This is a genomic window from Paraburkholderia sp. NMBU_R16 (genome assembly GCF_013282575.1).
Classification (GTDB): Bacteria; Pseudomonadota; Gammaproteobacteria; order Burkholderiales; family Burkholderiaceae; genus Trinickia.
This window is the reverse complement of sequence record NZ_JAAAYE010000464.1, coordinates 1-252: the sequence shown is the minus strand read 5'-3', so window position 1 is coordinate 252 and position 252 is coordinate 1. Positions and strand designations below refer to the sequence as shown.

1 pseudogene is annotated in these 252 nt (G+C 61.1%); it reads left to right on the top strand.

The annotated features are described in order from the left end of the window. Positions 1-138: 138 nt before the first annotated feature. A pseudogene (locus tag GWC77_RS30020) lies at positions 139-252 on the top strand (IS630 family transposase); the annotation flags it as partial.

Here is a 252-nt window from a genome sequence, read left to right as displayed (position 1 = left end):
AGGAGCAGCAACAGCAGCGCAGCCTTGCCGCCCTGAAACGGCGCGCCAAGTCACTCGGTTTCCGGCTTGAGCGCGAAACCGCCCCGGCCTGAAACAACACGCACGAATTTTGTTTCTCACGAGGGTCTGCGTGAGGCGCCCTCGGGTTCGACGCATTGGAGCGTGCGTGCAGCGGCAGAGGAAACGGGCATATCGAAGAGCTCCGTTGCACGCTACTTCGCCCTGTTCGGTGTGCAACCCCATCGTACAAAA